This is a genomic window from Brevibacterium sp. (assembly GCF_022712115.1).
Classification (GTDB): Bacteria; Actinomycetota; Actinomycetes; order Actinomycetales; family Brevibacteriaceae; genus Brevibacterium; species Brevibacterium salitolerans.
Genome location: NZ_JALAHB010000014.1, coordinates 1 through 8,664, shown reverse-complemented (window position 1 = coordinate 8,664; position 8,664 = coordinate 1). Strand labels below are relative to the sequence as shown.

The 8,664-nt window shown below is 70.6% G+C and carries 4 protein-coding genes and 1 pseudogene; 1 reads left to right on the top strand and 4 read right to left on the bottom strand.

Annotated elements, in window-relative coordinates; all coding sequences use genetic code 11:
* On the bottom strand, positions 1-1,191 hold a 1,191-nt coding region (gene sfnG / locus Q0A33_RS00490; protein WP_291791537.1), incomplete at its 3' end, for a dimethylsulfone monooxygenase SfnG.
* Positions 1,192-1,475: 284 nt separating this feature from the next.
* Here sfnG and Q0A33_RS00485 point away from each other — a divergent pair.
* Positions 1,476-4,112 (top strand): hypothetical protein, encoded by a 2,637-nt coding sequence (locus Q0A33_RS00485; protein WP_291791534.1) that lies wholly within the window; start codon positions 1,476-1,478, stop codon positions 4,110-4,112.
* A gap of 513 nt (positions 4,113-4,625) precedes the next feature.
* Here the strand turns inward: Q0A33_RS00485 and Q0A33_RS00480 are convergent.
* From Q0A33_RS00480 to Q0A33_RS00470, 3 genes and pseudogenes are all read right to left on the bottom strand, one after another.
* Positions 4,626-6,521, bottom strand: coding sequence for an ABC transporter ATP-binding protein (locus Q0A33_RS00480; protein ID WP_291791531.1), 1,896 nt, complete (start codon positions 6,519-6,521; stop codon positions 4,626-4,628).
* On the bottom strand, positions 6,518-8,245 hold the full coding sequence (locus tag Q0A33_RS00475; protein ID WP_291791528.1) for an ABC transporter ATP-binding protein: 1,728 nt from the start codon (positions 8,243-8,245) through the stop codon (positions 6,518-6,520). Before Q0A33_RS00475 ends, Q0A33_RS00480 begins: the two co-directional genes overlap by 4 nt.
* A 31-nt stretch (positions 8,246-8,276) precedes the next feature.
* Positions 8,277-8,664, bottom strand: a pseudogene (locus Q0A33_RS00470) (heme A synthase); the annotation flags it as partial.

Below are 8,664 nucleotides of genomic sequence, written 5' to 3'. Positions count from 1 at the left end.
CTCCACTCCGTGGTCGGCGGCGAGCTGAGCCTCGAGCCGGCGGACGCGCGGGATGATCTCCTCACCGAAGTGCGTGAGCTCCTCCTGGAAGTGGAGATAGGCGGTGAGGAGCAGATTCACCCCCTGCTTCTTGAATTCCACGATCCGTGCCGCGATCTGGTCATCGGTGCCGATGAGGCCGGTCTTGAACCCGTCGTTGTACTGCACGAGGTCCTCGAACGAGGAATCGGCCCACATGCCCTTGCCGTCCCCGGTGCTCTGCCCGGCCTGCCGGACGGAGGCGCGGAAGCCCTCGACGGCCGGCCGGTGCGCACGGCCCACGATCTCGCGCAGCTGCGCATGGGCCTCCTCCTCCGTCGCGCGGGCGATGACGAAGCCGTTGATCCCGAACCGCGGCCTCGCCGGCGCTGTGCGCTCACCCGATTCCGCCGCCGCGACGACGCCGGCCACGTTGTCCCGGTAGCCCTCGAGGGAGCGGCCGTTGGAGAAGTACCAGTCCGCCACCCGGCCCGCTGCCGCCTGTGCGGCGGTGGAGTTGCCGCCGAAGAAGACGTCCGGGTGCGGCCGGCCGGGAACGTCGACGGGACCGGGGCGCAGGGTCACGCCGTCGATCGCGTAGTGGCGGCCGAACTGCCTGTAGTCCTCCTCCGTCCACAGGCCGCGGAGGGCGCGGATGAACTCCTCCGTGCGTGCATAGCGTTCGTCGTGCTCCAGCCAGGGGAGACCGAACCCCGTGAACTCGTCCTTGAGCCAGCCCGAGACGATGTTGACCGCCGCCCGGCCGCCGGAGAGCTGATCCGCGGTGTTGATGAACTTCGCGAGCACCCCCGGGTGCCACATGCCCGGGTGCACGGCGGAGATCACCCGGAGCTTCTCCGTGGCGAGGAGGAGGGCGAGGGAGAAGCTCGTCGCCTCGTGCTGCTGGGAGGCGCCGTAGCTCGCCTGATAGCGGGTCTGCGTGAGCGCGTACTCGAAGCCCAGGCGTTCGGCGGTCCTCGCGAGTGTGCGGTTGTAGTCGATCCCCCAGTCCGTGCGCTGTTCCACCTCGGAGATGACGAGGCCGCCGGAGACGTTGGGGACCCAGTAGGCGAATGTCAGCGGAGTGGCGAGATCGGCCCAGGGCGAGACGTCCGAGGTGGGTTCCGGAGCGCCGCCGGGCGGGGAGTGGGTGCCGAGGTGCGGAGCGGGCATGCGAGTGGACCTTCCTGTGTGGGGCGACTGCGCTGTCAGTGTGCGGCAGCGAGGGCGAGCGCTGCGTGGCGATCGTCATATTCACGACAGGGGCCTGAACAGGCGACGCGTGTCCGATGCGCTGATCAGGCCAGCGGCGCCGGCTGCGCCGGTCCGCCCATGGCGGGATCACTGTGCCGGCTGCGGTGGAGGTCGCATCGCCGACACATCCGCAGTGAATATATGTCAAAGTCTCTTGTTCGGCTCGGCTGCTCGATGGAATAATAAAGCTCAGATGCGAATCCGTGACGATGCGGACGGGCGGGGGTGAGGGTGATGGAGACGCTGCGAGCGCCTCCGGCTCGCCGGTGGACCCGGAGGAGGCGCTCCACGCGCTGCAGGAGCAGTCGCGGGCGTATGGGCAGCTGCGGGCGCAGGAGTACGCATCCACGGCCCGGTTCTGGCTGGGCAGGATCCTCGCGCATGAGGACAGCGGGGAGTGCGCGCCTGCGGGCGAGTCCGGTCTTGCGGCGCTGTTCCGCCCTGAGGATCAGGACGGCGCCACTCCGGTGGTGGCAGGACAGCGGGAGAGGACCCTGCAGGCGTTCCCGGCGACGCTGCTGCCGTTCGCGGAGCTGACGGCGGTGGCCGGCGCGCTGAGTTCGACCGTGCCGCTGGTGCGGAAGCAGGCGGCGCAGGCGCTTGTGGTGCTCCTCGGCATGCCTGCCCTGCTGGGGGCAGTCGCTCAGGGGCGCAGGCCGGTGGACCGGCTGGAGCTGATTCTGCCGAAAGTGAGGCGTCTGTCGCTCGCACAGCTGCATGTGGTCGACGAGGCGATCGCGGGCCTGGACGAGCGCCTGTCCCTGGGCAGACATCTGGCGGTGGTGACGCAGGTCGTCGCCGGGCTCGAGCTGGCGGAAGCGAATTCCGCACAGGCGAGGCGGACGCGGCATGTGCGTCTGGAGAAGCTCGAGGGCGCGGAGGGCTGCCTGTCGTTCTACGGGCCCTATCTCGAGCTCGCCGCGTTCCACGCGCGCGGGCAGGCGGTGGCCAGAGCGGTGCTGCGCAACCAGATGGGAGCGCTCACGCTTGCTCCGGCACGCCCCTCGGATGCCGCCGGGGGCCAGGCCGGTGGGAACGGGGGATGCGGCGGCAGTGCTGCTCCGGTGGATCCGCGGAACACGGATCAGTTGGTGTTCGATCTGCTCACCGGTGCTCTCCCGCAGACCGCGACGGTCCTCGAAGACACCACGTCCGGCGGTGTGCCGGGCCGGCGGAAGCGGGTGGCGGTGACCTGCCCGAGCGCGGGATCGTGGCTGCGGAAGCAGGCCGGGGTGAATGTGACGGTGCCCGTGACGACTCTGCTGCGGGTGGACGACCGGCCCGGGCTCGTCGCCGGCAGCACGCCCCTGCCCGCAGACGTTGCCCGTGAGGTCGCCGGGCATGCCACGGTATGGAATCGGATCCTCACCGACCCCGCCACGGGCGTGGTGCTGGACGAGGCGGCACGGATGTATCTGCCGGACAGAGGCACACGGTCGGTGGTGAACACGAAGTGGCAGCTGTGCACCGCGCCTGGATGCAGCGTCCCTGCGCAGGCGTGCGAGTTCGAGCACGGCGTGCCCTTCGACCACGCGGATCCGTCCTCCGGCGGGCCCACACATCCGGTGAACGGTCATCCGATGTGCCGGAAGCACCACGGACTCAAGACCCGCGGCGTGCTGCGGATGCGCAGGGTGAGTGGGGACGAGATCGTGTGGGAGCTGCCTCTGGGGGTGCAGGCATCGACGGTGGCTGCGCCGGTCGACGCCGGTCCGGCGGTGCCCGGTGATGCGGGCGCGGCACCGGCGGGAGAAGATCCTTCAGCTCTGGCTGCCGGCGAGTACGAGCTGTGGCGGGACGCGGTGGTGAGCGGGGAGGACTCTGCCCGGATCGCGGTGGATGCCACCGAGCAGCTTGTGCGGGAACACGTGCGGGAGGAGGAGCGCCGCTGGCAGACGCGGGCTGCCGTGGCAGCGGCGGAGGCCCGACGGAGGGCGGAGATGTCGGCACAGGAGCGGGACCTCGCCGCGCGCGAGGAAGCGCTGCGGGAGGCTCGGCGTGTGCTGCGTGCCGCGCAGGCGAGGGCAGCGGCCGAGGAGGAGCGGCTGGAGCGGCTGAGGCGCGAGTGCGAAGACGAGCGCTCGGTGTGGGAGTTCTGCCGGCAGCGCCACCGGGAACGCGAGGCCCGTATCCGTCGGATCGAGGACGCGTGGTGGCAGAGCCTGCGTACGCATGTCTTCACCCATCCGGCGCCCGACCGCGCCTTCAGCGCTCCTGTCGTGAAGGGTGCTGCTGACGGCGGCGGCGCCGTCGCCCCCTCACCGGAGGAGGACCAGCCGTTGAGCGAGGCGGAGGAACGGCAGATGGCCGGAACACTGGCAGCACACCGTGATGACCCTGGCTTCGCGGAGTTCCTGCTGCGTCATGAGGCGCTGGGTCAGGAGGACTACTGGGAGCATGTGGGCGAGGAGACCGTGCAGGAGGCTGAGAGCCGCGAGGGGGAAGAGGCTCTCGCCCGTGACGAGGCCCGCAGGCGTGCCGAGCGGGAGGACTGGCGGCGCCGGCAGGCCGCTGCACAGGAGGCGTGGGAACGGGAGTATCAGAGGGAAGCCCGCCGGTGGGGGCGCAGGCGTGCCAGGGCTGAGCATGCGGACCTGCTGAGGGAGGCCTGCCCCGCGGAGTGCTGTGTGGAAGCCAGGACTGCCGTGGAGGGTGTCTTCTCTGCCGGCGCGGAGGGCGCTGACGGTGCGGAGGGCGCGGGTGCGGACACCGCAGAGGGCTCCACGGTGCCGCTCTCGGCTGAGGAAGCACAGGCGGAGCTGCAGCGGGAGAGGTGGAGCCGGTGGAGGGGCGTGCCGGCGGGCGCGAACTTCGCCGATGACACGCCTCCGCCGTTCTGACCGCCCCCTGCGATGCGCGGCTCATGCGGGGGCGTACACAGGAAGATCGTCACGCCACATCCCGATCCGTGTGCCAAAGTCCTCGGAGATCCGCTGCAGCGGCACGGTCGGTCGTCCAGGTCCGCTCCACGACGCTGACCAGCCCGGCCACCGCCAACAGGGCCTTCCGGGCCATCCGCACACCGAGGGCCGGATCCGGCGCCGTGCTGCGCCACCGCTGCAGATGCATCGCGAGATCTCCGTTGAAGCCGCGTGCCGCCGCTGCGTCTCCCGGATACTCAGCATCGCCCCGCACACGATCGGGTCCGAGGAGCGGGACGCAGTAGTGGCGCAGGAACACCCTGTTGCGATAGGCCTCGTCACCGGAGCGGAGGTGACCGTCAGCCGTGATCGCAGCGATCTCCACACTGCGGCAGAGGTGCCTGAATCGGTGCGAGAGAGAAGCACTGAGTGTGGCGACCGCGGCTCCGGTCCTGATGAGCCCCTCCGATGTCAGCCCTTCGCGCGGATCCCTCACACGGTGCCGTCCGCGTACTGTGCGGCCTGCAGGGCGGCGTAGCGCCCGTCGGCGGCCATGAGCTCCTCGTGCGTGCCCTGCTCCACGATGGTCCCGGCGTCCATCACCACGATCACGTCCGCGTTCCTGATCGTCGAGAGCCGGTGGGCGATGACGAAGCTGGTGCGGCCGCTGCGCAGCGAGCCCATCGCCTCCTGGACGAGCACCTCCGTGCGCGTGTCCACGGAGGACGTGGCCTCGTCGAGGACGAGGATGCGGGGAGCGGAGACGAACGCGCGGGCGATCGTGATGAGCTGGCGCTCACCGGTGGACACGTTGTCCGCGCTCTCGGTCAGCACCGTGTCGTACCCGTCCGGCAGATGGGAGACGAAGCGGTCCACGTAGGCGCTGCGGGCCGCGGCGAGCACCTCCTCACGGGTGGCGCCCTCCCGTCCGTAGGCGATGTTGTCGTAGATGGTCCCCTCGAACAGCCAGGAGTCCTGGAGCACCATGCCGATGGGTGCCCGCAGCGACTCGCGCGAGACCGTCCTGATGTCCGTGCCGTCGATGAGCACCGCGCCCGCGTCGACGTCGTAGAAGCGCAGGAGGAGGTTGACGAGGGTGGTCTTCCCCGCGCCCGTCTGCCCGACGATCGCCACGGTGCTGCCCGGTTCCGCCACGAGGTTCATCCCCTGGATGAGCGGAGTCTCCGCATCGTAGGAGAAGTCCACGTCCCTGTACTCGACGCGTCCGTGCGTGATCTCCAGCCCGATCTGCGGCGCGGGTTCCTCATCGGCCTCGTCGAGGACCTCGAACACGCGCTCGGCGCTGGCCGCGGCCGACTGCAGCTGCGCGAACATGCCGCCCAGGCCGGCCAGGGGCTGGGAGAACTGCCGCGAGTACTGGAGGAACGCCTGCACCGTGCCCAGCGTCATCGCTCCGGCGGCCACCTGGACCGCACCCACGATCGCGATCCCGACGAACACCAGGTTCGAGGCGAACTGCATCGCCGGACCCATGGACCCGGCCAGTGCCTGGGCGCGGACGGAGGCGCCGTAGACCTCGGCATTGGTCCGCTCGAACTCCGCGGAGACCCGCGTGCGCGCACCGTGGACGCGCAGCAGCTGCTGGGCCGCGATGGACTCCTCGACGTGGGAGTTGAGCGCACCCGTGCGCTCCCACTGGGCGGTGAATGCGCGTTGGGAGCGCGGCCCGATGAGCGCGAGCAGCAGCGCCGTCACGGGGATGACGGCGAGCGCGATGAGCGCCAGACGCCAGGACAGGGCGAACATGAGCGAGAGCGTGCCGATGAGGATGAGCACGTCCGTGAACAGCTGCTGCGCACTCTGGCTCAGGACGTTGGCGAGATTGTCCACGTCGTTGTTGAGGCGGGAGAGCAGATCGCCCTTCTTCGACCTGTCCACCACGGCCAGGGGAAGGCGGTGGAGCTTCCCCTCCACCTGCTCGCGCAGCCGCTGGAGCGTCCGCTGCACGGCTTCGTTGAGCAGCCACCCGCCGGCCCACATGCACACCTGGGCGACCACGTAGACCGCCGCGGCCAGCAGCAGGGCGCGGCCGAGCGCTCCCATGTCCACACCGGCGCCCGGTGTGAAGTCGAGCTGCGCGAGCATCTCGGCCCGATCGTCCTCGCCCCGGGCGCGCAGGTCCGCGATCACGTCCGCGCGGTCCGTGCCGGCCTCCATGCCCTTCGAGAGCCAGCCGGCGAACACGATGTCCGTGGCCCGGGCGATGAGGAGGGGCGCCCACACGGTGCCCGCCGTCGCGAGCACGAGCACCGCGAAGGCGCAGGCGATGCTCAGGGTGTGCGGCCGGAACAGGCCGATGAGCCTCGCCGCGGTGGCGCGGAAGTGGGTGGCCTTCTGCCCCGGAGGCGCTCCGTGCGGAGTGCTCATGCTGCTGCTCCCGTCTGTGAGGCGACGATCTCCGCGTACACACCGGATGCGGCCATGAGGTCCTCGTGCGTGCCGAGGCCCACCGGCCGGCCGGCGTCGAGTACGAGGATCCGGTCCGCGCCCTCGGCGGCGGAGACGCGCTGGGTGATGAGGAGGACCGTCGAGTCGACCTGCCGCAGCGCGCGCCGCACCGCGGCGTCCGTGCGGGTGTCCAGGGCGGAGAGGCTGTCGTCGAGCACGAGCACCGGCGCCTTCCGCACCAGGGCCATCGCGATGGCGATCCGCTGGCGCTGTCCGCCGGAGAGGTCGCGGCCGCCCTGCGTGAGCACGGTGTCCGCGCCCTCGGGCAGCTGCGAGACGAACTCCCACGCCTGCGCGGCGACGAGCGCCTCGCGGATCTCCGCGTCCGTGGCCTCGGGCGCACCCAGGCGCAGGTTGTCCGCGATGCTGCGTCCGAGCACCTGCGGGGTCTGCGGAACGTACGCGAACTGGGATCCGTAGGCGGCCGGGGAGAGCGCGGACACGTCCACGCCGCCCACCTCCACCGTGCCCGAGGTGGGCTCGAGCAGGCGCAGCACCAGCTGTGCCAGCGTGGTCTTGCCCGAGCCGGTCGCACCGATGACCGCGAGCATCTCGCCGGGGGAGACGTGCGCCGTGACGTCCTGCAGCACCGGCTCCTCGGCCCCGGGGTACCGGTAGCCGACCGCGTGCAGGTCGAGGGCGCCGGGACGGGGGACCGCGGACACGGTGCCGGACTCGGAGTCGATCGCGACCTCCTGGTCGAGGACCTCGACGAGACGGCCGGCGGAGACCTCGGCGCGGGGGATCATCATGCCGATGAAGGCCACGAAGGTCACGCCCATGAGGATGAGCATGAGGTACTGGACGAACGCGAGGACCACGCCCACGTCGATGCCGCCGGCGTCCACGCGGATGCCGCCGAATCCGACGACGGCGACGGAGCCCAGTGACACGATCCCCATGACCGCGGGGAAGAGGACCACGAACCAGCGGCCCACGGACAGGGAGGCGGCGGTGAGGCCCCCGTTGACGGCGGTGAAGCGTGCGCGTTCGCGGTGCTCGGCGGTGAAGGCCCGGATCACCCTCAGTCCGCTGAGCTGCTGGGAGACCACGGAGGTCACGGCGTCGATCCGCTCCTGCATCACGGCGAAGGAGGGCACCATGCGCCGGATGATCAGGACCAGGACGACGATGAGCACCGCGACGGTCGCGAGGATGACCAGGGAGAGCCCGAGGTCCTGCGACAGGGCCATGACGAGGCCGCCCAGCGCCATGAACGGCGCCATGACGACCATCGTCAGGGTCATGACGATGAGCATCTGCACCTGGCGGACGTCGTTGGTGGCACGGGTGATGAGACTGGAGGAGCCGAACGCGGAGGTCTCAGCGCTGCCGAAGCCCATGACCGAGTCATAGACGCCGCTGCGCAGGCTCCGTGCGGCGCGCATCGCGACGACCGCTCCCACGATCACGGCGGCGACGTTGGCCGAGACCTGGCCCAGGGTGACGGCCAGCATGAGTCCGCCCAGGCGCCAGACGAGGCCCACGTCCCCGTGCGCGACGCCGTCGTCGATCACCGAGGCGTTGAGGGTGGGCAGCCAGAGGGTGGCGAGGATCTGTGCGATCTGCAGCAGGACGACCGCGATGAGGAGGCCCTTCTGCGGCAGGACGAAGCGGCGGACGAGTTCGAGGAGCATCCTCATGGAGGCGGTCCTTCCTCAGCGGGCGGGAAGCTCAGACGGAGCTCATGGGTGACGCTGCGTCCGTGCGGGGCGCATCCGCCTGAGCGAAGGACGGCCGACGGTACTGGGAGTCGAGCATGGCGGTGGACGCGGCGAGCACGAGGCAGATGCCGACGATGTGGACCGAGACGAGCATCCACGGTACGCCGGTGAAGAACTGAACGTATCCTACGACGCCCTGCGCGAGCACGACCACGATCGTGACCAGGAGGGGAGCGAGGGTGCGCCGAGCCTCTGCGGGATCGTCTGCCGCCTGTCGCCGGTTGAGGACGAGCAGTCCCAGCAGCGCGGCGCAGAGCACGTAGACGGGCGCGGCGGGCAGACGGGCCATGAGGAGGGGGTCGAGGCCGGTGCGCGCGCTGGCCTCGTCGCCTGCGTGG